This window comes from Pseudomonas sp. NIBRBAC000502773, assembly GCF_006517195.1.
GTDB lineage: Bacteria > Pseudomonadota > Gammaproteobacteria > Pseudomonadales > Pseudomonadaceae > Aquipseudomonas > Aquipseudomonas marginalis.
Genome location: NZ_CP041189.1, coordinates 2,524,990 through 2,549,729, shown reverse-complemented (window position 1 = coordinate 2,549,729; position 24,740 = coordinate 2,524,990). Strand labels below are relative to the sequence as shown.

Sequence of the window (24,740 nt, the reverse complement as noted above, 5' to 3'; positions counted from 1 at the left end):
GCCGGGTTACTGCGACTTGGCTTCTGAAGACGTGCGACCAAAGCGGCTGCGGAATACGCCAATGATCATCGGCACCAGCGACAGCAGGATGATGAACACCACCAGCAGCGAGAGGTTTTTCTTGATAAATGGCACGTTGCCGAAGAAGTAGCCCAGGGTCACCAGGCCGCCGACCCAGAGGATGGTGCCCAGCACGCTGAAACCGAAGAACCGTGCATAGGGCATTTTCGCGATGCCGGCGACGAACGGCGCAAAGGTGCGCAGGATCGGCAGGAAGCGCGCTAGGGTCACGGTTTTGCCGCCGTGCCTGTCGTAGAAATCGTGGGTCTTTTGCAGGTAGTCGCGGCGGAAGATTTTCGAGTTCGGGTTGCTGAACAGGCGTTCTCCCGCCGTTCGCCCGATCACGTAATTGGTACTGTCACCGAGGATTGCCGCCAGCATCAGCAGCCCGCCCAGCAATACCGGGTCCATGCCACCGCCTGCTGCCACGGCGCCGGCGATAAACAGCAGCGAATCACCCGGCAGGAAAGGCATGACCACCAGGCCGGTTTCGCAAAAGATAACCAGGAACAGAATGGCGTATATCCACGGACCATAATTGGTTACCAGCATGTCGAGGTACACGTCGAGATGCAGGATAAGGTCGAGCGGGTTGAAATCCATGGATGGCACCTGTGTGAACGGCCCGACTCGGCAGGCCTGTGCGGAAGCTCGGGTAATAAGGCTACACGTGTATGTAGTGTTTCTTACAACCCTGAAAGGTCCGCATTATACGGATTGAGAGGTGAAAAGCCTGTTGGTTTTGTAGCGGGGGATGTCGTGGCGTGAGGTCTGAAGATCGCCAGAAATTCAATGTGGGAGCGGGCTTGCTCGCGAAAGCGGTGGGTCAGTTATAAATAGTCTGACTGACAAACCGCTATCGGGGGCAAGCCCCCTCCCACAAGGTGTCCATGCTGTCAGGGCGTCAGTCTTCGCTGATCGGCAAGGTGTAGTTCTTGAACTCGGTGTCCTCACGAAACCCGATGGACTCGTACGTCTTCTGCGCCACTTGGTTATCACTGCTGGTCGATACCCGCAGCCGCACCGCGTGGGTTTCCTTGGCCATCTTCTTCGCCGTACGCATCAGGTTATCCGCCACCAGTTGCCGGCGCGCGTCTTCGGCCACATAGATGTCGTTGAGGATCCACACGCGTTTAAGCGACAGCGAGGAAAAGCTCGGGTAAAGTTGGCAAAACCCGAGCAGGCGTTTGTCGTCGTCATCGGCGAGGGCCAGGTAGATCACCGACTCCTTGCGGCGCAGGCGTTTTTCCAGGAAGGCCCGTGACGAATCCGGAAAGGGCAGGGCCCCGTAGAACTCGCGGTACTTGACGAACAACGGGGTCAACAGGTCCAGGTGTTCCAGGGTCGCTTGAGTAATCCGCATGCCAGGCCTCAACTTCCAAATGGGGTATGACCACACGAGCGGCCGTGACTTGATGCTGCCTAAAGGCGCGAAAAAGCGCAATCGTGCCGGGATCAGTCGGTGGGTGGGCTGAGCAGGAAATTGCCCTTCATCAGGTCCGGGTCGTCGGATTCAAGGGTCTGAACCTGCGCCTCGTCCTTCAGGTTGACCCCCGACAGCTCCCGGCGACACGCCTCTCGCATCAAGTACAGCAGGCGATGGGCCGCCATGCCATAGCTCAGTCCTTCCAAACGTACATTGGAGATGCAGTTGCGATAGGCATCGGTGAGGCCGACCTTGGGGTTGTAGGTGAAGTACAGCCCCAAACTGTCCGGCGAACTGAGCCCCGGCCGTTCACCGATGAGGATCACCACCATCTTGGCGCCGAGCAGTTGCCCGATTTCATCCGCGACCGCCACGCGGCCCTGTTCCACCAGGATAACCGGCGACAAGGACCACCCTTCAGCGTGAGTCTGTTCTTCCATGCGCGTCAGAAATGGCAGCGTATGTTTATGCACTGCCAGCGCCGACAGACCGTCCGCCACCACGACCGCCAGGTCCATGCCGCCCGGATGCGCAGCCGCGTAATCCCGCAGGCGCTGGGCCGACTCGTCACTCAGGCGCCGCCCCAGATCCGGGCGTTGCAGGTAGCTGTGCCGGTCGGTTGCGGCACTGTGCAGCAACAGGCTATCGCGCCCACGCTCGGCCAACTGACTGCTCAGGCCGGCATGGTCGAAGGGCAGGTGCACCGCGTCCCGTGCCTGGGCGTGGGCAAATTGGAAATCAAGTTGGGCGTTGGTGGGAATGCTGGTGCCGGTGCGGCCCAGGGCAATTCGCGCCGGGGTCAGGCGGCGCAGTTCCAGCCACGGGTTTTCAGGCAGGTCGAGTTGCACAGGCGGCTCCTTCATCCCAATTGCGCCAGGGCGTGGCGAAACGCCGGTGGCAGGCTGTTGCCGAAGCGCACCTTGCCGTCGGCTTGCGTAAAGATGCCCATTTTGGCCAGCCACTGTTCAAACTCCGGCGCCGGCTTTAAACCCAATGTCTGGCGAGCGTACAAGGCGTCGTGGAACGAGGTGGTCTGGTAGTTGAGCATGATGTCGTCGGAGCCGGGGATGCCCATGATGAAGTTGATCCCGGCAACACCCAACAGGGTCAGCAGGGTGTCCATGTCGTCCTGGTCGGCTTCGGCGTGGTTGGTGTAGCAGATGTCGCAGCCCATGGGCACGCCCAGCAGCTTGCCGCAGAAGTGGTCTTCAAGGCCGGCGCGGATGATCTGCTTGCCGTTGTACAGGTACTCGGGGCCGATAAAGCCGACCACGGTGTTGACCAGAAACGGCTTGAAATGGCGGGCCACCGCATAGGCGCGGGTTTCGCAGGTTTGCTGGTCGACGCCAAAATGCGCGTTGGCCGACAAGGCGCTGCCCTGGCCGGTTTCGAAATACATCAGGTTCTGCCCCAAGGTGCCCCGGTTCAGGCTCAAACCCGCCTCGTAACCTTCCTGCAGCACGCTCAGGCTGATGCCGAAACTGGCATTGGCCGCCTCGGTGCCGGCAATCGACTGAAACACCAGGTCCAGCGGCACGCCGCGGTTGATGGCTTCGATGGAGGTGGTGACGTGGGTCAGCACGCAGGCCTGGGTGGGGATTTCGTAGCGCTGGATGATTGCGTCGAGCATCTCCAGCATGGCGCAGATCGAGGCGATGCTGTCGGTGGCCGGGTTGATGCCGATCATGGCGTCGCCGTTGCCGTAAAGCAGGCCGTCGAGAATGCTCGCAGCGATGCCCGCCGGTTCGTCGGTCGGGTGGTTGGGTTGCAGGCGGGTCGACAGGCGCCCGCGCAAGCCCAGGGTGCCGCGAAACCGGGTGACCACCCGGATCTTCTGCGCCACCAGTACCAGGTCCTGCACGCGCATGATCTTGGACACGGCCGCTGCCATTTCCGGTGTCAGCCCCGGCGCCAATGCGCGTAGGGATTGTTCATCTGCAGCGTCGCTGAGCAGCCAGTCGCGCAGGCCGCCGACGGTCAGGTGGCTGACCACGGCGAAAGCCTGCTTGTCGTGGGTGTCGATGATCAGCCGCGTGACTTCATCGCTTTCATAGGGGATCAGCGCTTCTTCGAGGAAGTGCTTGAGCGGAATATTGGCCAAGGCCATTTGTGCCGCCACCCGCTCGCCGTCGTTCTGCGCAGCGACGCCGGCGAGAAAGTCCCCGGAGCGGGCGGGACTGGCCTTGGCCATCACGTCCTTGAGGCTGTCGAAGCGGTAGGTTTGTGCACCGACCGCGTGGGAAAAACTTGCCATACAGTGTCTCCTTGACGACGCGGGCAGGAGAGGAACCCGCGTCGAGGTTTACGGCAGTTAGTGCAAGGCGGCCTCTGCGGCCTGGATCGCGGCGAATTCTTCTTCGGGCGTGCCTGCTACCAAGTGATGCCGGCTGTAGAAAGCAAAGTAAGCAATTAATACTCCATAGATGATCGCGGCGCCAATCACCACCCGTGGATCCACCAGAAAGCCCGCAACGACGGCCACGCAGGCCAGTACCAAGGCGACACCGGAGGTGAAGATGCCGCCCGGCGTGCGATAAGGCCGGTCCATTTTGGGGCGACGGATGCGCAGGGTGATGTGCGCGGCCATCATCAGCACGTAGGAAATGGTCGCGCCAAACACGGCCACAAGAATCAACAAATCCCCTTGGCCGGTCAGCGACAGGCCGAAGCCGATAATCCCGGGGATCACCAGGGCCAGTACCGGGGCCTTGCTCTTGTTGGTCTGGGACAGTTTGCGTGGCAGGTAGCCGGCACGGGACAAAGCGAAGATCTGCCGCGAATAGGCGTAGATAATCGAGAAAAAGCTCGCGATCAAGCCGGCCAGGCCGACTAGGTTGACGAAACTGCCCATCCAGGTCGAACCGCCATAGGACAGCGCCAGCGCTTCCACCAGCGGGTTACCGGATTTGACCAGCGCGTAGGTGCCCGCGCCGCCCGGTGCGATCACCAGGATCAACAGGGCAAAGCTGGTCAGCACCACAATGGCGCCGATCAGGCCCCGGGGCAGGTCGCGCTTGGGGTTCTTGGTTTCTTCGGCGGCCAGGGGCACGCCCTCTACGGCGAGGAAAAACCAGATCGCATAGGGGATCGCCGCCCACACGCCGACATAGCCGAATGGCAGGAAGGTGCTGGCGCCCTTGGCCTCGGTCACCGGAATATCCAGCAGGTTGGCGACATTGAAGTGCGGCACCATCGACACCAGGAACACGCCCAGCGCAATCGCGGCGATGGCGGTGATCACGAACATCAGCTTCAAGGCTTCGCCGACGCCAAAGATATGGATGCCGATAAAGATGATGTAGAACGCCAGGTAAATCATCCAGCCGCCGATGCCGAACAGCGACTCGCAATAGGCGCCGATAAACACCGCGATGGCGGCGGGGGCGATGGCGTATTCGATCAGGATGGCGGTGCCCGTCAGGAACCCGCCCCAGGGCCCGAAGGCACTGCGGGCAAAACCGTAGCCACCGCCGGCGGTGGGGATCATGGAAGACAGTTCGGCCAGGGAAAAGCACATGCACAGGTACATGGTGGCCATCAGCAATGTGGCGAGGAACATCCCGCCCCAGCCACCCTGGGCCAGGCCGAAGTTCCAGCCGGCGTAGTCGCCGGAGATGACGTAGGCAACGCCAAGGCCAACCAGCAGGACCCAGCCGGCGGCGCCTTTTTTCAGTTCGCGTTGTTGGAAGTATTGGGAGTCGACTTTTTCGAAGTCGACAGAAGATCCAGTCGGTTCGCTAGGCATGGGAAAGTACCTTTCATTGTTATTGTTTTTTAACTCGGCCTCTGTGTGCCGAATGCAATTGGCAAGTACTTGTGGAGATCCAAGTGTGGGAGGGGGCAAACCCCCTCCCACACTTGATGGCATTTCAAAGGTGGGAGGGTGTTGTGGGTTAGAAGAAGCCCAACGGATTAATGTCGTAGCTCACCAGCAGGTTCTTGGTCTGCTGGTAGTGATCCAACATCATCTTGTGGGTCTCACGGCCCACGCCGGACTTCTTGTAACCGCCAAACGCGGCATGCGCCGGGTACAGGTGGTAGCAGTTGGTCCACACGCGGCCCGCCTTGATCGCGCGGCCCATGCGGTAGGCGCGGTTGATGTCGCGGGTCCACACACCGGCGCCCAGGCCGAACTCGGTGTCGTTGGCAATCGCCAGGGCTTCGGCTTCGTCCTTGAAGGTGGTGATGCTCACCACCGGGCCGAAGATTTCTTCCTGGAACACGCGCATTTCATTGGTGCCCTTGAGCAGGGTCGGCTGGATGTAATAGCCGCCGGCCATATCGCCGGTGAGTTGCTCGACCTTGCCGCCGGTGAGCAATTGCGCGCCTTCGCCCTTGGCAATTTCCAGGTAGGACAGGATCTTGTCGAACTGCTGCTCGGACGCCTGGGCGCCGACCATGGTGTCGGTGTCCAGCGGGTCGCCGCGCTTGATCTGCTCGACTTTCTTCATCACCACTTTCATGAAGTCGTCGTAGATCGACTCTTCCACCAGCGCACGGGATGGGCAGGTGCACACTTCGCCCTGGTTGAAGAACGCCAGCACCAGGCCTTCGGCGGCTTTTTCGATGAACGACGGTTCGGCCTTCATGATGTCGGCGAAGAAGATGTTCGGCGACTTGCCGCCCAGCTCGACGGTCGACGGAATGATGTTCTCGGCCGCCGCATGCATGATGTGCGAGCCCACCGGGGTGGAGCCGGTGAAGGCGATCTTGGCGATACGCTTGCTGGTGGCCAGGGCTTCGCCGGCTTCCTTGCCGAAGCCGTGCACCACGTTCAGCACGCCCGGTGGCAGCAGGTCGCCGATGACTTCCAGCAGCACGTTGATGCCCAGCGGTGTTTGCTCGGCAGGCTTGAGCACCACGCAGTTGCCGGCGGCCAGGGCCGGGGCGAGTTTCCACGCGGCCATCAGCAGCGGGAAGTTCCACGGGATGATCTGGCCGACCACGCCCAGCGGCTCGTGGAAGTGATAGGACGCGGTGTGTTCGTTGATCTCGGCGCTGGTGCCTTCCTGGGCGCGTATGCAACCGGCGAAGTAGCGGAAGTGGTCGGCGGCCAGGGGGATGTCGGCGTTGAGGGTTTCACGCACGGCCTTGCCGTTGTCCCAGGTTTCGGTGATGGCCAGCAGTTCGAGGTTCTGTTCGATGCGGTCGGCGATTTTCAGCAGCACCAGCGAGCGGTCCTGGGCCGAGGTCTTGCCCCAGGCGTCAGCGGCAGCGTGGGCGGCGTCCAGCGCCTTGTCGATGTCTTTGGCAGTGGAGCGCGGGAATTCGGCGATAGGCTTCCCGTTGACCGGCGAGGTGTTGGTGAAATAGTTGCCATCGACCGGGGCAACGAATTCGCCACCAATGTAGTTGCCGTACTTGGCCTTGAACGAAACGATCGCGCCTTCAGTACCGGGGTGTGCGTAACGCATGGTGGGTATCTCCTGGCTTTTATGTTTATTGGAGTGCAGCGCGCAAGCGCTTGATAAAGCGTAGAGCAAAGGTTGGGCCACTGCTTTGCAGGCCAGGAAAATCAAGGGCTTGGGGTTTGTTGCAAGGCATTGCTGTGACACGGGTGGTACAGGCGCTGTGACAGTTTGTGCCATAAACGGTACAGGCCGTGACCGGCGAGTCGGTCCGGGATTGCATTGGCTGGGTGCCTGGGGGATGCTGGGGGCTCTCACGCAGGGAGAATAATAAGAACATGCACAACGATCATTTCAGTCGCCATGCCCAGCAAGTCCTCACTGTGGCCCGTGGGCGCGACCCGTCGAGTGACCCGTCCATCGCCCGATCCTGGCTGCGCTGCCTGGAGGACTACCACCTCGATCCTGCCCAGACCATCGCCCCTACGGTGCTTGAGCACGGCCGTCTGCTGGAAAGCCGCGAGCGCCTGCAACAGGTGCTGCATATCGCCGGCAGCGAGATGAACAGCCTGCACCAGCAGCTGTCGGGCGCGGGCCATGCGGTGCTGCTGACCGATGCCCGTGGGGTGATCCTCAACTGTGTCACGGCGCCGTCCGAGCGCAAGATTTTCGAACGCGCCGGGTTGTGGCTCGGTGCCGATTGGAGCGAAGCGTGCGAGGGCACCAACGGCATCGGCACCTGCCTGGTGGAACGCCAGTCGTTGACCATTCATCGCGATGAACATTTTCGTGGGCGCCACACCGGGCTGACCTGTTCGGCGAGCCCGGTGTTCGACCCCCACGGCGACCTCTTGGCGGTGCTGGACGTGTCGTCGGCCCGGGAGGAGGTGTCGCGCCAGAGCCAGTTCCACACCATGGCGCTGGTCAACCTGTCGGCGAAGATGATCGAGAGTTGCTACTTCCTGCGTCACTTCGAAAACCATTGGCTGCTGCGCTTTCACCTGCAGGCCGAGTCGGTGGGCCTGTTCAGCGAAGGGTTGTTGGCGTTTGACGGCGAAGGGCGGATATGTGCCGTCAACCAGAGCGCACTCAACCTGCTGGGGCAGGTGCGTGGCGGGTTGCTGGGGCAACCGGTGGAGGCGTTGTTCGAGTGTTCCCTGGACCAACTGCTCGGTCGCGCCAGTGCCAATGCCACCGCCAGTTGGCCATTGCGCACGCGGGATGGCCGGCACTTGTTCGCGGCCTTGCGTGGTCAATCACGCAGTGTGCCCGCGCCCATCGCCAAGCCTGAGCCCGTGCGCCTGGCCGGTATCTGCCTCGGCGACCCGGCGCTGCAGAGCGACTTCCGCAAAGCGCTGCGGGTATTCGAGCGCGATGTGCCCTTGCTGATCAACGGCGAAACCGGCTCCGGCAAAGAGGCCTTCGCCAAGGCGGTGCATCACGCCAGCCAGCGTGCCGACAAGGCGTTCGTTGCCCTCAACTGCGCCGCCATCCCGGAAAGCCTGATCGAAAGCGAGCTGTTCGGCTATCGCGGCGGCAGCTTTACCGGCGCGCGCAAGGACGGCATGCAGGGCAAGTTGCAACAGGCAGACGGCGGTACGCTGTTCCTCGATGAAATCGGCGATATGCCGTTGGCGCTGCAGACGCGCCTGTTAAGGGTGCTGGAGGACCGCATGGTGGTGCCCATCGGCGGTGAGCCCCAGGCGGTTGATGTCAGAATTATCAGCGCGACTCACCGGAATTTGCTGGAGCGCGTGCAGGACGGAAGTTTTCGGGAAGACCTGTATTACCGGCTCAACGGCCTGGAAGTCGGTTTGCCAGCGTTGCGTGAACGCAGCGATAAGCCTCAGTTGCTGGATTTCCTGCTGGCGCAGGAGGCGGGCGGGCAGAGTCTACAACTCGACCCGGTGGCGCGTTCGGCGCTGCTGACCTACCCCTGGCCCGGCAACGTCCGGCAACTGCGCACGGTGTTGCGTACGCTGGCGGCGCTGTGTGACGACGGGCGGGTCGGCCTTGAGGATTTGCCCGCGTTGATTCGCCAGGCACGGCCGCAAGCTGTGGCCGAGACCAGGCTTGCAGAGTCGCCCCTGGGCGACGCCGAGCGACTCGCCCTGCTCACGGCCCTGGAGCAACAACGCTGGCACATGACCCATACGGCGGAGCAGCTGGGTGTCAGCCGTAACACGTTGTATAGAAAGCTGCGCCGGCACGGTATTGCACGGGCGGCGCCATAGATCGGTCCTACAGCTAAAGAGTGCGATTTTCGCCCCCCTGCGCTAACCTGCCTCGATGTTTACGAGGTCGACTATGCACATTCATATTCTTGGTATCTGCGGCACCTTCATGGGTTCGATGGCGGTTCTGGCCAAAGAACTGGGCCATCACGTAACGGGCTCCGATGCCAATGTTTACCCACCCATGAGCACGCAACTCGAGGCCCAGGGCATTGAGCTGACCCAGGGTTACGACCCGGCGCAATTCGACCCGGTGCCGGACCTGGTGGTGATCGGCAATGCCATGTCCCGGGGCAATCCGGCTGTCGAATACGTGCTCAACAAAGGCTTGCCTTACGTGTCCGGCCCGCAATGGCTGGCCGACCATGTGCTGCAAGGGCGCTGGGTATTGGCCGTTGCCGGCACCCATGGCAAGACCACCACCAGCAGCATGCTCGCCTGGGTGCTGGAGCACGCGGGCATGAGCCCGGGCTTCCTGATCGGCGGCGTGCCGCAGAACTTCTCGGTGTCGGCGCGCCTGGGTGATACGCCGTTCTTCGTGATCGAAGCCGACGAGTACGACAGTGCGTTCTTCGACAAGCGCTCCAAATTCGTCCACTACCGTCCGCGCACCGCGATCCTCAACAACCTTGAGTTCGATCACGCCGACATCTTCCCCGACCTGGCGGCCATCGAGCGCCAGTTCCACCATTTGGTACGCACCATTCCGAGCGAAGGCCTGGTCATCCACCCGACCACCGAGCCGGCCTTGCAACGCGTGATCGAGATGGGCTGCTGGACCCCGGTGCAAACCACCGGCGCGGGTGGGCAATGGCAGGTCAAGTTGCTCAGTGAAGACGGTTCCCGGTTTGAAGTGCTGTTTGAAGGCGAGGCCCAAGGCATCGTCGAGTGGGACATGACTGGCCAGCACAACGTCGCCAATGCCTTGGTCACCCTGGCGGCCGCGCGGCATGTGGGCGTGGTGCCTTCCATGGGCATTGCTGCGTTGAGCGCATTCAAAAGCGTGAAGCGCCGTATGGAAAAGGTCGCCGACGTGAATGGGATTACCATCTACGACGACTTTGCCCACCACCCGACGGCCATTGCCACCACCCTCGACGGCCTGCGCAAACGCGTTGGCGATGCCCCGATCATTGCGATTGTCGAGCCGCGCTCAAACTCCATGAAGCTCGGCGCACACCGCGACGGCCTGCCGGAAAGCGTTAACGATGCCGACCAGGTGGTGTGGTATGCCCCGGCCAACCTGGGCTGGGACCTGCCGGCGATTGCGGCGCAGTGCACGGTGCCGTCGAAAGTCTGTGACTCCATCGAGGGCATCATTGCGTTCGTCAAGCACCAGGCCAAGCCTGGCACCCATGTGGTGGTGATGAGCAACGGCGGCTTCGGCGGCTTGCACGGCAAACTGGCCGAGGCCCTGAAATGAGTGGCCCGGAGCGCGTCACCCTGGCGATGACCGGCGCATCCGGCGCGCCCTATGGCTTGCGCCTGCTCGATTGCCTGGTGCGTGAAGACCGTGAGGTGCACTTTCTGATCTCCAAGGCCGCGCAGTTGGTGATGGCCACCGAGACTGATGTCGCGCTGCCAGCCAAGGTGCAGATGATGCAAGCCTTCCTCACCGAGTACACCGGTGCGGCGGCGGGACAGATCAAGGTCTACGGCAAGGAAGACTGGATGTCGCCGGTGGCTTCGGGCTCCGGTGCGCCGGCGGCAATGGTCGTGGTGCCGTGTTCCACCGGTACGCTGTCGGCGATTGCTACCGGCGCTTGCAACAACCTGATCGAACGCGCCGCCGACGTGACGTTGAAGGAGCGTCGCCAGTTGATCCTCGTGCCGCGCGAGGCGCCGTACTCGAGCATTCATCTGGAGCACATGCTCAAGCTGTCGAACCTGGGGGTGACCATCCTGCCGGCGTCGCCCGGCTTCTATCACCAGCCGCAGACCATCGATGACCTGGTGGATTTCGTGGTGGCGCGCATTCTCAATCTGTTGAATATCCCCCAGGACATGCTGCCGCGTTGGGGCGAACACCATTTGAGCAGCGATGAATAAGGCGCTGTTGGTGATACTGGCGCTGCAACTGGCCGGCTGCGCCACCGCGCGGACCCTGGACGCCGCGCAGCCCGGCGCGCCGGTGGTGTATGCCGGCACGCGGTTGGATTTGTATGCAATGAACGGAGGGTGCTGCGCCAAGGACCGGTTTGGTGCCGAGGCGCCCAGCTACCCCGGCGTCGACCTGCCAGCCAGCGCGTTGCTCGACACGCTTTTATTGCCGCTGTCAGTGTTGACGGTGCTCGGTGTGGGATTTAACGCCACGGGCGGGCTCTAGCGCTGACCTGGGCACCACAAAACTAATGTGGGAGGCCTTACTTACCGAGCTTGCGCAGTTCGTCCGACTCCACCACCCGCACCCCGTCCTGCTCTTCCAGCGCCAGGCGCCACATGGCCCGGGCCAGTTCGCAGACTTCAATGCCGTGGTATTTTCCCGGAATCAACCGTGACAGCGGCCCGGCCAGTTGCTCGGCCAAACGGGGCTCCAGCCGTTCCCCCAGCAGCAACGAAGGCCGCACGATGGTCAGTTGCGGCCAGTCCTGGGCCTTGAGTGCCTGTTCCATTTCCCCTTTGACCCGGTTGTAGAACACCGAGGATTTCGGGTCGGCGCCAATCGCACTGATCACGATCAGGTGCCGCGCGCCCATCTCCCGCGCGCGCTTGGCAAAGGCCACGACCATATCCAGGTCGACGGCACGAAAAGCTTCTTCCGAACCGGCTTTCTTGATGGTGGTACCCAGGCAGCAGAAGGCAATATCCACCTGGCCGCTCAGTTGCGGCAGGAACACCGTCGGGTCGCCCACCGGGTTTTCCAAGTGCGGATGCTCGGCCAGCGGCTTGCGGCTGGGCGCCAGCACGCGGGTCACGGTGGGTTCGTTGAGCAGGCGGTCGAGCAGGTGTTCGCCGGTCAGGCCAGAGGCGCCAGCGAGCAGGATATGCTGAGGTGTCAGGTACATGGTGTTTCCCCCTCGTTACACGTTACAGCTTAGTTGCCTTTGGCTTCCTTGCTATTCATTGAGACGCTTTCCAGCGCCTTTCGTGCCTGCTGTTTGCGTAATAATTGCCAATGGGCGATCACGCCTTTGGGGGCCCAGATCTGCGGTTCGGACGCTTCGAAGTTGTCTGCCTGTTCGCGTTCGCTCACATGCAGCTGCGCCAGCTTGAAGGCTTGCTGCAAATCGTCGGTCTGGTTGAAGGCTTGGGCGAAGAGGGCGTCGCCGAAGTAGGTGAAGTCGGCCTCTTCGGAACAGCCGAAGGACACGCGGTCGGCGCGCGAGGCGGTCATGATCAGGGTGCGTTCGTCTTTGAGGGCCGGGATGAAACCGCCGGAGTAGCAGGCTGAAATCACCACGATCTTGTCGCGGTTTTTCAGCGGCGCCAGCACGGCGGCCAGTTCATCGGCAGGCAGGTCGGCCAGCTCCATGCGCGGTTGATCCAGCACCAGTTCGTGTTCGTGGGTGCCGTGGCTGGTCATGTAGATAAACACCAGGTCTTCCGGCCCGGTGCGCTCGGCCAGGGTCTGCACGGCCCGGCGCAGGCTTTCGCGGGTGGCCAGTGGTCGGTCGGCGATATGGTCGCGGTGGTTGACCAGGCGGATCTGCCCACGGGCGCCGAAGCGGGTGGCGAGCATATTGCTGACGTAATCGGCTTCGCGCAGGAACACGCTTTGTTTACCGTCGCCGGCCACGGCCAGGGTGTACAGCTCCACGGCCGAGGTGGAGGCAGGCACGGCGGCGAGGGCGGTGTCCAGCAGGCGGCCCTGGGCCAGTACGCCGATTTCCAGTGGGTCGGGCAACAGCTTGCCGTCGGCATCACGCACGCGCATGCCGTTGACCCAGGTACCGGCCTGCACGGTGCCGTCGGTGAGTACCAGGGTGCCGCGGCCTTGATAGTTGTCGCTGTCGAAGCCGCCGATATAGAAGCTGCCGTCGGTCAGGTTCAGGCGGCCTTCGCCGGTAAAGCGCCAGTCGCTGAACTGGCCGACGTAGTGGCTGCCGTCGACGCCGATCAACTCGCCCTTGCCGCTGAGGGCGCCCTCCTTGAACTGGCCGATCCACACGTCGCCATCGGCGTTTTCATAACGGCCCTTGCCGTTGAGCTGGTTCTGTTTGAACTGGCCGACATAGATGTCGCCGTCGGCGCTGTTGAATGTACCGTTGCCCTCCAACTGGCCGTCGACGAAGTGCCCGCTGAATTGGTTGCCGCTGTCGTCATTGCGCTGGCCTTCACCGTTCGGCTTGCCGTGGGCGAACTGGCCCTGATACTGGCTGCCATCCGCCAGTTCCAGGCGGCCGAGGCCGGAATACTGGTCGTCCTTGAATTCGCCGCGATAGGTCATCTGCCCTTCTTTGAGGGTGCCTTCGCCGTTGCGCCGACCGTTCTTGAACCCGCCCACATAGTGGCTGCCGGCCGTGGTCAGGCTGCCCTGGCCATCGAACAGACCTTGCTGGAACTGGCCTTTATAGACTTCGCCGTTGCTGCCATGCCATTCGCCCTGGCCGTGCCACTGGCCTTTGTCGAACTGCCCGGCGTACCAGCTGCCGTTGGGATAATCCACGCGGCCCTGGCCTTGCAGCAGACCATTGACCACATCGCCCCGGTAACGACCGCCATCGGGCAGGCGCGCATCGGGCGGCAACAGCGATTCGCCGTCTCCGCAAGCGGTGAGCAACAGGGCAAGGGCAAGGGGAGCGAGTGGGCGCATAGCGGGATCCGGATAATTGAGCGCCGAGTATGCCGCAGCTGCGAGATTCATACATAAATTTACATACCCTGTGGCGAGTTTCAGTGGCTCGCCACAGGGATGGGCTTACACGAAGTAGAGCGACAACGACTCGGCGACGTAAGCGGGTTTTTCCTGGCCATCGATTTCCAGGGTGGCGGTGGCCTTGAGCAGCCATTGGCCGGGCTTTTTCTCGGTGACGTCGGTGAGCGTCACGTTCAGGCGCACCTTGGAATTGACTTTCACCGGCTGGATAAAGCGCACGCTGTCCAGGCCATAGTTGACGGCCATCTTCAGGCCTTCGGGCACGATCAGGATATCTTCCATCAGCTTGGGCATCAGCGACAGCGACAGGAAGCCGTGGGCAATGGTGCTGCCGAACGGGGTTTGCGCGGCCTTGACCGGGTCGACGTGGATGAACTGATGATCGCCAGTGGCCTCGGCGAACAGGTTGATACGTGCCTGGTCGATGGTGAGCCATTCGGAACGTCCCAGTTCCTTGCCGACATAATCTTTGAGCTGCGCTACGGGTACATAGGGCATTGCGTCTCTCCTTGGTTCATCGGTGCTGTTGTTATGGGTTACAGAGAACCAATGTAGATCATCATGGCCAACCAGCCCGGTCAACCCACCATGCTTTTGGCGAATGCCGGAGCATAGGGCGGGCATGCTTATAATGCGGGCGGGTCTTGAGGGGGGAGAGGACGGATGCTGTTACGTGGTCTGACATGGCTGGTGCTGTTTCAATTGATCGGCACGGCGATCAATCATTTGCTGGTGCCGGTACTACCGGGGCCGATCATCGGCCTGCTGTTGATGCTCGGGTTCCTGATCTGGCGTGGCGAAGTCGGCGAGCCCCTGAGCCTGGCGGCCAGCAGTCTGTTGCGCTACTTGCCGTTGCTGCTGGTGCCGCCGGCGGTGGGGGTGATGGTGTATGCCAGGGATATTGCCGCCGATTTCTGGGCCATCGTCGGTGCACTGGTGTTGTCGCTGGTGATCGCCATGGGCTTTGTCGGGCTGTTGATGGAACGCATGGTCAAGCGCAAGGAGCAGGATCAATGATCTTCGACTGGCACGGCGCATGGACGGCGGTGATTCATCACCCGCTGTTCGGTATCGGGATCACCCTGGGCGCCTATCAGCTGGTGCTGGCGGGTTTCGAGAAAACCCGTTGGATTTTCCTGCAACCGGTGCTGGTCTCCATGCTGCTGGTGATCGGCGTGTTGCTCACGTGCGGCCTGAGCTACGCCGAGTACCGCAAGAGCACGGAGATCATGGGGATCCTGCTGGGCCCGGCGACGGTGGCCCTGGCGGTGCCGCTCTATCTGAACCTGCGGCGGATTCGGCAATTGTTCTGGCCGATTTTTACTACGCTGGTGATAGGCGGCGTGTTGGCCACCGGCCTGTGCGTACTGCTGGGCTGGTGGTTCGGCGCCGAACACAGGATGTTGATGACCATGGCACCGAAGTCGGTGACCTCGCCGATTGCCATGCTGGTGGCCGAACAGATCGGCGGTGTGGCAGCCTTGGCGGCGGTGTTTGTGCTGATTACCGGGGTGGTGGGCGCGATGGTTGGCCCGGCGTTACTCTCGCGTCTTGGGGTGCACAGTCCCGAGGCGCGCGGTATGGCGCTGGGCATGACCGCCCACGCCGTCGGCACCTCGGTGGCCCTGCAGGAAAGCGAAGAGTGTGGCGCCTTTGCGGCGCTGGCCATGAGTCTGATGGGCGTAGCCACAGCGGTATTCCTGCCGCTGGCCGTGTCAGTGATTGTTTAAACCGGGTTTAAGGAAGCCTTTATGAGTCTGGCGCTGTTCCCCCTCAATACCGTGCTGTTCCCTGGCTGCATCCTCGACCTGCAACTGTTCGAGGCGCGCTACCTGGACATGATCAGCCGCTGCATGAAAAAGGGCGAAAGCTTCGGCGTGGTGTGCATCCTCGATGGCAAGGAGGTGGGCATGGCCCCGGATGGCTATGCCTTGATCGGCTGCGAAGCGTTGATTCGCGACTTCAAGCAGCAGGACAACGGCCTGCTGGGGATTCGCGTCGAAGGCGGGCGGCGCTTCCGCGTGCGAGACGCCGGCGTGCAGAAGGACCAGCTGCTGGTGGCCGAGGTGCAATGGCTGGAAGAACTGCCGGACCAGGCGCTGGAAGAAGAGGATGCCGACCTGCTGGCCTTGCTCCAGGCCCTGGCCGAACACCCGATGGTCGCGTCGCTGGACATGGACACTCACGCCGATGGCCAGCAAGCCTTGGGCAATCAACTGGCTTATCTCTTGCCGTTCACTGAGGCCGACAAGATCGACCTGCTGCAACTCGACGACCCGCAGCAGCGGCTGGATGCGATCCAGATGCTGCTCGATGAGCTTCAGGGGGAGTTGTTCACCTGAGTTTCGGATCAGTCCTGCACCTCGTTCAGACGTTTCTTCGTTGCTCCCGGTGCGAGGGCTGAAATAGTCGCCGATCACTCAACAATGATCGGGGATGAGCATGATTCGGCTAGCGCAATCGGAGCAGGCAGCCTGGGACGCTTTTTTTGGCAGTATTGCCGTGCAATTGCTGCGGTTGGACGCCAAGCGCGGTCCGGAATACATCGCTGAACGCGCCGCGGAAATAGCGGATGAGATGTTGCTGGAACGACGCGAGCGGTGTACTGAACGCCGCGCCGCACCCGTTGACTGGCTCGGTCCGGCCCAGGGTCAATAGGCATACCTGAGCAGCGCGTGGGGGGTGCCGGTAAAGGCAATGAAACCGAGCACCGCCACCACCGCGGGTAATACCAGCCACCAGGCCTTCTGCGGCATCGGCGGCAGTGGGCTGCGGTACTGGCAGACGGTAAGGCTGAATGCGCACACAGTCATTGCCAGCAGCGTGCCAGCCAGGATGTCGGTGGGCCAATGGGCGCCGAGGTAGACCCGTGACAGTGCGATGAAGGCCGCAGGAATACAGCCCAGCAACATCCAGGTCAGACGCAGGCGCGTGGGTTGTCCACGACCGGCCAGCACCGCCAACGCCAGAAAAAACGCAAACGCACCGGAGGCGTGGCCGCTGGGCATGCTGAAGCTGGTTAATGGATCGGTGAGGATTTCCGGGCGGCCACGGGCGAAAAACAGTTTGGTCCCGGTATTGATCACCGCCGCCCCGGCCAGTGTTGCGCCGACAAACACGGCATGACGCCATTGCCGCGCCAGTAGCAGCAGCGCGGTGAATACGGCGCTGGCGAAGAACATTTTCTTGAACTCACCCAGTTGGGTCACCATCACCATGGTGTGGTCCAGCCAGGGGCTGCGATGTTCCTGTACCAGCGCGCTCAGGCCCTGGTCAAAGTCATCCAGGTGGGTATAGCCGATAAACAGAGCGATCAATAATGTCAGGCTGGCGCACCCTATCCACAAGGTCGCGCGACGATGGCCGCGCACGCTGGTGTGCAGGCTCAGTCCCAGCATGGCTGCCAGGCAGGCTGTAACAACACCCGCCTCAGGCCAGAACCCTTCCGGCAATGGCAGGCGGAACGCGGCGCCGGTTGCCCAGCCTGGCAGCAGGTAGGCGACCGACCAACCGGCTGCCGCCAGCAGGCTGACCAGGGCGAAACGCGGAAACGGCATGTCGCACATCCCGGCCACCATCGGCAGCATTGGCCGCAATGGTCCGATGAAACGTCCCACCAGCAGGCTGGCGATGCCGTATTTGTGAAAGTAGGTTTCCGCGCCGTTCATCCATTCCGGGTGGTGGCGCAGGCCGGGCAGGCGGCGGATGTTCTGATGGAAGTGTCGGCCCAGGAAGTAGGAAACCCCGTCGCCCAACAAGCCTCCCAGGAACCCCAGCAGCAGGGTTTCACTCAGGGACAAGGCGCCGCTGCCAGCCATTGCCGCAATGGCAAACAGCAGCACCGTGCCCGGCACGATCAGCCCGGCAATGGCCAGGCATTCCACGCACGCGACGATAAACACCGCCGCCGCCAGCCATTGCGGGTTGAGGGTCAGCCAGCCGGTAATGCTATCGAGCCATTGGCCCATAAATCGTTACTCCATCGCCACAGATTCAAATCAGGAAATAGTCGCGGCCTTCGACCTGGCCCCGGCGCAGCGGGTTCCGCGTGCAGTAGGGCGCATAGCCAGCATCGACGAAGCGGTACATCAAGTGCTCGTCACGGCCGCTGGGGATGCCCAGGCGGGTGGTCTGGATGATCTGTATCGGTGTCTGGCCGACGTCTTCGACATAGAGCCCTTCTTGATCAAAGCGCTTGGCATCCCACATCGGCACCTTCAGGCCCAGCGCCTTGCACAGCAACGTCTGGCCGGCACACAGCTTCTGCGACGCGCGGGGGCTGCCGTCGGCATTCGGGTTGTTCAGCAGCATCTGCGCCAGGCTGGCGGGCCCGGAGGTCTCATCGACCCAGGGATAGGCCGATTTGATCAGCACGGCATTGCCCGGCCCCTGCGCGCTGAAGTTCAGCGAATCGCCGCCACGGGCGTAGTACATATAGATATGCCCGCCATCCAGAAACAAAGCCTTACGCTTTTCTGTGTAGCCGAGTGAGGCGTGGCTGCCTTTTTCGGCCACGTAATAGGCTTCGGTTTCAATAATTCGCGCCGAAAGCCAGCTATCGCCGACGCGATGGCGGATGACTTTTCCAAGCAAATCTCGCGCGAGTATTTGCGCGTCACGGTCGAAGAAGCTGTCGGGCAGGGCGCTGGCGGGGAGTTGGGGCGAAGAACTGGGCATGGTGGCCTGGGGTTAATACGGCTAAATGTGACGGAATAATAACAACTCCCACCTTAATTACGGCTGAACCCCAGGTTTTTACAGTTCATTTCGACCATCCGCCCCTCACCGCTGTCAGTCGGGCGGCGTCACAGCTATAATCTGCCGCTTTCCTCTTTGCCAAGACTCCCTGACCATGACTGAGTCCGTTCTTGACTACATGACCCGCCTGGGTCGCGCTGCCCGTCAGGCCTCGCGGTTGATCGCCCGTGCGAGCACCGCGCAGAAGAACCGTGCCCTGCTGGCCGCCGCGGATGCTCTGGACGCTTCGCGCTTCGAGCTGACTGCCGCCAACGAACTGGACCTGGCCAACGGCCGCGCCAATGGCCTCGAGCCCGCCTTGCTGGACCGCCTGGCGCTGACGCCGGCACGTATCGACGACATGATCGAAGGGTTGCGTCAGGTGGCCAAGCTGCCTGACCCCATCGGTGAAATTCGCGATATGCGTTACCTGCCGTCCGGTATCCAGGTCGGCAAGATGCGCGTGCCCCTGGGCGTGATCGGCATCATCTATGAGTCGCGCCCGAACGTGACCATCGACGCCGCGAGCCTGTGCCTCAAGTCGGGCAACGCCACCATCCTGCGTGGCGGTTCCGAGGCGATCAATTCCAACCGCGCCATCGCCGCCTGCATCCAGCAGGGCCTGGCCGTGGCCGAGTTGCCGGCCGAAGTGGTGCAAGTGGTGGAAACCACCGACCGTGCCGCTGTCGGCGCGCTGATCACCATGCCGGAATTCGTCGACGTGATCGTGCCGCGCGGTGGCAAGAGCCTGATCGAGCGCGTCAGCCGCGATGCCAAGGTGCCAGTGATCAAGCACCTGGACGGCGTGTGCCACGTGTACATCGACATCGCCGCCGACATCGACAAGGCGATCCGCATCGCCGACAACGCCAAGACCCACCGCTACGCGCCGTGCAACACCATGGAAACCCTGCTGGTGCACGTCGGCATTGCCGAGCGCGTGCTGCCGCCGCTGGCTGCCATCTACCGTGACAAGGGCGTGGAGCTGCGCGGTTGTGAGCGCACCCGTGCGCTGTTGGGCGCGGACGTGATCGAAGCCACCGAACAGGACTGGTACACCGAGTACACGGCGCCGATCCTGTCGATCCGCATCGTCGACGACCTGGAACAGGCCATCGAACACATCAACACGTACGGCTCCAAGCACACCGACGCCATTGTCTCCGAGCATTTCAGCGATGCCCGGCGTTTCCTCACCGAAGTGGACTCCGCTTCGGTGATGATCAACGCCTCGACGCGCTTTGCCGACGGCTTCGAGTACGGCCTGGGGGCGGAGATCGGCATCTCCACCGACAAGCTCCACGCACGCGGTCCGGTTGGCCTGGAAGGCCTGACCAGCGAGAAGTACGTGGTGTTCGGCGACGGTCATGTGCGCACTTGATGGCTAAACGCATCGGGCTGCTCGGCGGTACCTTCGACCCCGTGCACATCGGCCATTTGCGCAGTGCCCTGGAAGTCGCGGATGCCTTGGCGTTGGATGAGCTGCGCCTGATCCCTAATTTCCGGCCGCCCCACCGCGATACCCCGCAGGTGTCGCCGCAGCAGCGCCTGGAAATGGTACGCCTGGCCGTAGAGGGCATACCGCCGCTGGTGGTGGACGATCGTGAGCTCAAGCGCGATAAACCGTCCTACACTGTCGACACCCTGGAGCTGATGCGCGCCGAGTTGGCCGCGGATGACCAGTTGTTTCTGCTTTTGGGCTGGGACGCATTTTGCGGCCTGCCCTCTTGGCATCGCTGGGAGGAACTCCTCCAGCACTGCCACATCCTGGTTTTGCAACGCCCGGATGCCGACAGCGAACCGCCGGATGCCTTGCGCAACCTGCTGGCTGCGCGGTCGGTAAGTGACCCCTTGGCCCTGACCGGGCCGAACGGGAATATTGCATTCGTCTGGCAGACCCCGCTTGCGGTGTCCGCCACCCAGATCCGTCAACTGCTGGCCAGCGGGAAGTCGGTACGTTTCCTGGTGCCTGACGCGGTCCTGGCCTACATCGATGCGCACGGACTTTACCGTGCGTCGAACTGAAAAGGCGCGCTTGAACGCACGAACACTCGTGCAGCGAGCGCCCGAACATACGAGCAAAACGAGTTTTTTATGACGAACAAAGACGTAAGCAAAGTAAAACGCAAAGGCACGTTCAAAAGCGCCCCGCTGCCGGTTGAAGCCCACGTTGGCCCGGAACTGGCTGGCGAAGAGCTGGTGAAAGTCGCCGTTGCCGCCCTGGAAGACGTGAAGGCCCAGGACATCCAGGTCCTGGACGTGCGCGACAAGCAGAGCATCACCGACTTCATGATCATCGCCACCGGTACCTCCAACCGCCAGATCGGCGCGATGCTGGACAAGGTTCGCGAAGCCGTCAAAGCCCAGGGCGTGAAGCCGCTGGGTGAAGAAGGCAAGGGCGACAGCGACTGGGTGCTGCTGGACATGGACGACGTGATCGTTCACATGATGACCAGCAATGCCCGCCAGTTCTACGACCTGGAGCGTCTGTGGAAAGGCGCCGAGCAGAGCCGTGCCGCCGATGGCAAGCACCACAGCCCGGAAGTGGGCCACGCGCACTTCGACAAGCTCAACAAAGACCAGGAATAAGGAACGGCTGTGCGCCTGCGTCTGATTGCTGTCGGTTCACGCATGCCCAAGTGGGTGGAAGAAGGCTGGCACGAGTATGCCAAGCGTCTGCCCGCCGAGCTGTCGCTGGAACTGGTGGAGATACCGCTCAACACCCGGGGCAAGAATGCCGACGTGGCGCGCTTCATCCGTCAGGAAGGCGAAGCCATGCTGGCCAAGGTCGGCCCCAACGAGCGCATCGTCACCCTCGAAGTGCACGGCAAACCCTGGAGCACCGAGCAACTGGCGGTGGAACTGGATCGCTGGCGTCTGGACTCGCGCACGGTCAACTTCATGGTCGGCGGCCCCGAAGGGCTGGCGCCGGAAGTCTGCGCGCGGGCGGACCAGCGCTGGTCGCTGTCGGCGCTGACGCTGCCGCACCCGTTGGTAAGGATCCTGATCGGTGAACAGCTGTATCGCGCCTGGACAGTTCTGTCCGGGCACCCTTACCACAAATAATCTGCGCCCCTCCCGATGACCCAGCCGATCCGCATCAAGGACCACGAGAAAGACGCACGTCTGGTACGCGCGCGGGTGGTGTTTGGCGCGATCATGGTGGTGGCGCTGATCGGGGTGCTGATTGCGCGCCTGTATTTCCTGCAGGTGATCCAGTACGACTACCACTCCACGTTATCGGAAAACAACCGCGTGCATGTGCAGCCGATTCCGCCGACCCGTGGGCTGATCTTCGACCGCAATGGCGTGGTGGTGGCGGATAACCGGCCCAGCTTCAGCCTGAGCATGACCCGTGAGCGTTCCGGCGACTGGCAGCAGGTCCTCGATGTCATCGTCGAGGTGCTGCAGTTGACCCCGGAAGATCGGGCGATCTTCGAAAAACGCATGAAGCAGGGGCGCCGGCCATTCGAGCCGGTGCCGATCCTGTTCGAGCTGACCGAAGAGCAGATTGCGCGGATCGCGGTGAACCAGTTTCGCCTGCCGGGTGTGGAAGTGGTGGCGCAGCTGGTGCGCCACTATCCCCAAGGGCCGCACTTTGCCCACTCCGTCGGCTATATGGGGCGGATCAACGAGAAAGAGCTGAAAAGCCTCGATCCCGTCAACTACAGCGGCACCCACCATATCGGCAAGACCGGCATCGAGCGTTTCTACGAGCCCGAACTGCACGGTCAGGTGGGTTACGAAGAAGTCGAGACCAACGCTCGCGGCCGTGTGCTGCGGGTGCTCAAGCGTACCGACCCGGTGCCGGGCAAGGACATTGTGCTGAGCCTGGACATCAAGCTGCAGGAAGCGGCCGAGATGGCCCTGGGTGGCCGGCGTGGCGCAGTGGTGGCGCTGGACCCGAAGACTGGCGAAGTGCTGGCCATGGTCAGCCAGCCGAGCTTCGACCCCAACCTGTTCGTGACCGGGATCAGCTTCAAGGCCTACGCCGAGTTGCGCGACTCCATCGACCGGCCGCTGTTCAACCGCGTGTTGCGCGGCCTGTACCCGCCGGGTTCGACCATCAAGCCGGCGGTGGCGATTGCCGGTTTGGACGCGGGCGTGGTCACGGCTTCCAGCCGGGTATTCGACCCGGGCTACTACATGCTGCCCAACTACGACCACAAGTACCGCAACTGGAACCGTACCGGTGACGGCTATGTCGACCTGGATACCGCGATCATGCGTTCCAACGACACCTATTTTTACGACCTGGCCCACAAGCTGGGGATCGACCGCTTGTCCGCCTACATGGGCAAGTTCGGCCTCGGTCAGAAAGTCTCCCTGGATATGTTTGAAGAATCCCCTGGCCTGATGCCATCGCGGGAGTGGAAGCGTGCGACCCGCCGCCAGGCATGGTTCCCGGGCGAAACCCTGATCCTCGGCATCGGCCAGGGCTATATGCAGGCCACGCCTTTGCAACTGGCCCAGGCCACGGCGCTGGTGGCCAACAAAGGCATCTGGAACCGTCCGCACCTGGCCCGGACCATCGAAGGCGAAAAGCCTGTGGATGAAAACCCGATCCCCGACATCGTACTGCGCGACCCGTCCGACTGGACCAAGGTCAACCACGGCATGCAGCAGGTGATGCACGGCGCACGCGGTACCGCGCGCAAGGCGGCGATCGGTGCGCAATACCGTATCGCCGGCAAGAGTGGTACCGCCCAGGTGGTGGCGATCAAGCAGGGCGAGAAGTACGACCGTTCCAAGGTCCAGGAACGCCACCGCGACCACGCCTTGTTTGTGGGTTTTGCCCCGGCCGACGACCCGAAAATCGTGGTGGCGGTGATGGTCGAGAACGGCGAGTCCGGCTCCGGTGTGGCGGCGCCTGTGGTGCGCCAGGTGATGGACGCCTGGTTGCTGGCCGACGACGGCAGGCTCAAGCCCGAATATGGCGGCCCCCCTTCAACCCCAGAGGTTACGGCCAGTGAAGAGTAATTTTGACCGCATCCTCTCCAGCGAGGATGTGATGCGTCGCCGCGCGACTTTGTTGCAGCGCATGCACATTGATGGCCCGTTGCTGATCCTGCTGCTGACCCTGGCGGCCGGCAGCCTGTTCGTGCTGTATTCGGCCAGCGGCAAGAACTGGGACTTGCTGATCAAGCAGGCTTCGTCGTTTGGCCTGGGCCTGCTGTCCATGGTGGTGATCGCCCAGCTGGAGCCGCGTTTCATGGCGCGCTGGGTGCCGCTTGGCTATGTGGCCGGGGTGTTGCTGCTGGTGGTGGTGGACGTCATGGGCCACAACGCCATGGGCGCGACCCGCTGGATCAACATTCCGGGGGTGATTCGCTTCCAGCCGTCGGAATTCATGAAAATCCTGATGCCGGCGACGATCGCCTGGTACCTGTCCAAGCGCACCTTGCCGCCGCAGCTCAAGCATGTGGGGATCAGCCTGATTCTGATCGGCATCCCCTTTGTGCTGATCGTGCGCCAGCCGGACCTCGGTACTTCGCTGCTGATCCTGGCCGGCGGTGCGTTCGTGCTGTTCATGGGCGGGCTGCGCTGGCGCTGGATCCTCAGCGTGCTGGCGGCGGCAGTGCCGGTGGCCGTGGCCATGTGGTTCTTCTTTATGCACGACTACCAGAAACAGCGGATCCTGACGTTCCTGGATCCCGAAAGCGACCCGCTCGGCACCGGTTGGAACATTATCCAGTCGAAGGCGGCCATCGGTTCCGGCGGTGTATTTGGCAAGGGCTGGCTGCTCGGCACCCAGTCGCATTTGGACTTTCTGCCCGAAAGCCACACCGACTTCATCATTGCGGTGATGGGCGAAGAGTTCGGCCTGGTGGGCATTTGCGCGTTGTTGCTGATCTATTTGCTATTGATTGGTCGTGGCCTGGTGATTACCGCACAGGCGCAGACGCTGTTCGGCAAATTGCTCGCCGGCAGCCTGACCATGACTTTTTTTGTTTACGTTTTCGTCAACATCGGTATGGTCAGTGGCCTGCTGCCGGTGGTTGGGGTGCCGTTGCCGTTCATTAGCTACGGCGGAACTTCGCTGGTGACATTGCTGTCAGCGTTTGGGGTTTTGATGTCGATTCATACGCATCGCAAGTGGATCGCACAGGTTTGAATAA

General features: G+C 62.2%; 25 protein-coding genes. 14 read left to right on the top strand and 11 right to left on the bottom strand.

Annotated features, from left to right (window positions below; translation table 11 throughout):
• Positions 1 to 6: 6 nt before the first annotated feature.
• The 6 genes from NIBR502773_RS11720 to NIBR502773_RS11695 all read right to left on the bottom strand — a co-directional run bounded on the left by NIBR502773_RS11720 (position 7) and on the right by NIBR502773_RS11695 (position 6,900).
• Entirely contained in the window at positions 7 to 663 is a 657-nt protein-coding gene (locus tag NIBR502773_RS11720; protein ID WP_027605215.1) for a DedA family protein, read from the bottom strand.
• Between the two features lie 301 nt (positions 664 to 964).
• Positions 965 to 1,423, bottom strand: coding sequence for an N-acetyltransferase (locus NIBR502773_RS11715; RefSeq protein ID WP_053138152.1), 459 nt, complete (start codon positions 1,421 to 1,423; stop codon positions 965 to 967).
• Between the two features lie 92 nt (positions 1,424 to 1,515).
• Positions 1,516 to 2,349 carry an ethanolamine ammonia-lyase subunit EutC gene (gene eutC / locus NIBR502773_RS11710; protein ID WP_141156103.1) on the bottom strand — a complete coding sequence of 278 codons (834 nt, stop codon included), beginning with the start codon at positions 2,347 to 2,349 and terminating at the stop codon, positions 1,516 to 1,518.
• Complete coding sequence (locus tag NIBR502773_RS11705) at positions 2,346 to 3,740, bottom strand: ethanolamine ammonia-lyase subunit EutB (protein ID WP_027605218.1); 1,395 nt, start codon at positions 3,738 to 3,740, stop codon at positions 2,346 to 2,348. Before NIBR502773_RS11705 ends, eutC begins: the two co-directional genes overlap by 4 nt.
• A 57-nt stretch (positions 3,741 to 3,797) precedes the next feature.
• Positions 3,798 to 5,231: an ethanolamine permease gene (gene eat / locus NIBR502773_RS11700; protein WP_024077594.1), complete on the bottom strand. Its 1,434-nt coding sequence runs from the start codon at positions 5,229 to 5,231 to the stop codon at positions 3,798 to 3,800.
• Between the two features lie 148 nt (positions 5,232 to 5,379).
• A complete protein-coding gene (locus tag NIBR502773_RS11695; protein ID WP_027605219.1) occupies positions 5,380 to 6,900 on the bottom strand; it encodes an aldehyde dehydrogenase family protein in 1,521 nt (506 codons plus the stop codon).
• Positions 6,901 to 7,172: 272 nt separating this feature from the next.
• On the opposite strand from NIBR502773_RS11695, the gene NIBR502773_RS11690 reads away from it, so the two are divergent.
• The 4 genes from NIBR502773_RS11690 to NIBR502773_RS11675 all read left to right on the top strand — a co-directional run bounded on the left by NIBR502773_RS11690 (position 7,173) and on the right by NIBR502773_RS11675 (position 11,394).
• The gene (locus NIBR502773_RS11690; RefSeq protein ID WP_141156102.1) at positions 7,173 to 9,068 is read left to right on the top strand and encodes a sigma-54-dependent Fis family transcriptional regulator; all 1,896 of its coding nucleotides are present in this window, start codon (positions 7,173 to 7,175) and stop codon (positions 9,066 to 9,068) included.
• Positions 9,069 to 9,141: 73 nt separating this feature from the next.
• A complete protein-coding gene (gene mpl, locus NIBR502773_RS11685) occupies positions 9,142 to 10,491 on the top strand; it encodes a UDP-N-acetylmuramate:L-alanyl-gamma-D-glutamyl-meso-diaminopimelate ligase (RefSeq protein ID WP_053138137.1) in 1,350 nt (449 codons plus the stop codon).
• Positions 10,488 to 11,117: a flavin prenyltransferase UbiX gene (gene ubiX, locus NIBR502773_RS11680; RefSeq protein WP_027605222.1), complete on the top strand. Its 630-nt coding sequence runs from the start codon at positions 10,488 to 10,490 to the stop codon at positions 11,115 to 11,117. Before mpl ends, ubiX begins: the two co-directional genes overlap by 4 nt.
• A complete protein-coding gene (locus NIBR502773_RS11675) occupies positions 11,110 to 11,394 on the top strand; it encodes a YceK/YidQ family lipoprotein (protein WP_027605223.1) in 285 nt (94 codons plus the stop codon). The genes ubiX and NIBR502773_RS11675 overlap by 8 nt, the downstream gene beginning before the upstream one ends.
• A gap of 37 nt (positions 11,395 to 11,431) precedes the next feature.
• Here NIBR502773_RS11675 and NIBR502773_RS11670 read toward each other — a convergent pair whose 3' ends face one another.
• The 3 genes from NIBR502773_RS11670 to NIBR502773_RS11660 form a co-directional block, all read right to left on the bottom strand.
• Positions 11,432 to 12,073 carry an oxidoreductase gene (locus NIBR502773_RS11670; RefSeq protein ID WP_141156101.1) on the bottom strand — a complete coding sequence of 214 codons (642 nt, stop codon included), beginning with the start codon at positions 12,071 to 12,073 and terminating at the stop codon, positions 11,432 to 11,434.
• Positions 12,074 to 12,102: 29 nt separating this feature from the next.
• Positions 12,103 to 13,821 carry a C13 family peptidase gene (locus NIBR502773_RS11665; RefSeq protein ID WP_027605225.1) on the bottom strand — a complete coding sequence of 573 codons (1,719 nt, stop codon included), beginning with the start codon at positions 13,819 to 13,821 and terminating at the stop codon, positions 12,103 to 12,105.
• Positions 13,822 to 13,926: 105 nt separating this feature from the next.
• Positions 13,927 to 14,382 (bottom strand): MaoC family dehydratase, encoded by a 456-nt coding sequence (locus tag NIBR502773_RS11660; RefSeq protein ID WP_027605226.1) that lies wholly within the window; start codon positions 14,380 to 14,382, stop codon positions 13,927 to 13,929.
• Positions 14,383 to 14,547: 165 nt separating this feature from the next.
• Here NIBR502773_RS11660 and NIBR502773_RS11655 point away from each other — a divergent pair, with 165 nt between their 5' ends.
• The 4 genes from NIBR502773_RS11655 (at position 14,548) to NIBR502773_RS11640 (ending at position 16,542) form a co-directional block, all read left to right on the top strand.
• Positions 14,548 to 14,901, top strand: coding sequence for a CidA/LrgA family protein (locus NIBR502773_RS11655; protein WP_065924885.1), 354 nt, complete (start codon positions 14,548 to 14,550; stop codon positions 14,899 to 14,901).
• A complete protein-coding gene (locus NIBR502773_RS11650) occupies positions 14,898 to 15,614 on the top strand; it encodes an LrgB family protein (protein WP_027605228.1) in 717 nt (238 codons plus the stop codon). Before NIBR502773_RS11655 ends, NIBR502773_RS11650 begins: the two co-directional genes overlap by 4 nt.
• A 21-nt stretch (positions 15,615 to 15,635) precedes the next feature.
• On the top strand, positions 15,636 to 16,226 hold the full coding sequence (locus tag NIBR502773_RS11645; protein ID WP_065938371.1) for an LON peptidase substrate-binding domain-containing protein: 591 nt from the start codon (positions 15,636 to 15,638) through the stop codon (positions 16,224 to 16,226).
• Between the two features lie 100 nt (positions 16,227 to 16,326).
• Complete coding sequence (locus tag NIBR502773_RS11640) at positions 16,327 to 16,542, top strand: hypothetical protein (protein ID WP_141156100.1); 216 nt, start codon at positions 16,327 to 16,329, stop codon at positions 16,540 to 16,542.
• Here the strand turns inward: NIBR502773_RS11640 and NIBR502773_RS11635 are convergent.
• Positions 16,536 to 17,852, bottom strand: a complete 1,317-nt coding sequence (locus NIBR502773_RS11635; protein WP_141156099.1) for a bifunctional DedA family/phosphatase PAP2 family protein — start codon at positions 17,850 to 17,852, stop codon at positions 16,536 to 16,538. The two genes, NIBR502773_RS11640 and NIBR502773_RS11635, sit on opposite strands and share 7 nt — an antisense overlap.
• A 25-nt stretch (positions 17,853 to 17,877) precedes the next feature.
• Positions 17,878 to 18,561 (bottom strand): DNA-3-methyladenine glycosylase, encoded by a 684-nt coding sequence (locus tag NIBR502773_RS11630; RefSeq protein WP_065938369.1) that lies wholly within the window; start codon positions 18,559 to 18,561, stop codon positions 17,878 to 17,880.
• Between the two features lie 175 nt (positions 18,562 to 18,736).
• On the opposite strand from NIBR502773_RS11630, the gene NIBR502773_RS11625 reads away from it, so the two are divergent.
• The 6 genes from NIBR502773_RS11625 to rodA all read left to right on the top strand — a co-directional run bounded on the left by NIBR502773_RS11625 (position 18,737) and on the right by rodA (position 24,736).
• Complete coding sequence (locus NIBR502773_RS11625; protein ID WP_141156098.1) at positions 18,737 to 20,002, top strand: glutamate-5-semialdehyde dehydrogenase; 1,266 nt, start codon at positions 18,737 to 18,739, stop codon at positions 20,000 to 20,002.
• Positions 20,002 to 20,646: a nicotinate-nucleotide adenylyltransferase gene (gene nadD, locus NIBR502773_RS11620; protein WP_065910068.1), complete on the top strand. Its 645-nt coding sequence runs from the start codon at positions 20,002 to 20,004 to the stop codon at positions 20,644 to 20,646. The genes NIBR502773_RS11625 and nadD overlap by 1 nt, the downstream gene beginning before the upstream one ends.
• Positions 20,647 to 20,715: 69 nt before the next feature.
• A complete protein-coding gene (rsfS, locus tag NIBR502773_RS11615; RefSeq protein ID WP_003176298.1) occupies positions 20,716 to 21,210 on the top strand; it encodes a ribosome silencing factor in 495 nt (164 codons plus the stop codon).
• A 9-nt stretch (positions 21,211 to 21,219) separates the two neighbouring features.
• Positions 21,220 to 21,687 carry a 23S rRNA (pseudouridine(1915)-N(3))-methyltransferase RlmH gene (gene rlmH, locus NIBR502773_RS11610; protein WP_003176297.1) on the top strand — a complete coding sequence of 156 codons (468 nt, stop codon included), beginning with the start codon at positions 21,220 to 21,222 and terminating at the stop codon, positions 21,685 to 21,687.
• Positions 21,688 to 21,702: 15 nt separating this feature from the next.
• The gene (mrdA, locus tag NIBR502773_RS11605) at positions 21,703 to 23,601 is read left to right on the top strand and encodes a penicillin-binding protein 2 (protein ID WP_065938366.1); all 1,899 of its coding nucleotides are present in this window, start codon (positions 21,703 to 21,705) and stop codon (positions 23,599 to 23,601) included.
• 31 nt (positions 23,602 to 23,632) lie between these two features.
• Positions 23,633 to 24,736 carry a rod shape-determining protein RodA gene (gene rodA, locus NIBR502773_RS11600; RefSeq protein ID WP_051429342.1) on the top strand — a complete coding sequence of 368 codons (1,104 nt, stop codon included), beginning with the start codon at positions 23,633 to 23,635 and terminating at the stop codon, positions 24,734 to 24,736.
• Positions 24,737 to 24,740 lie beyond the last annotated feature (4 nt).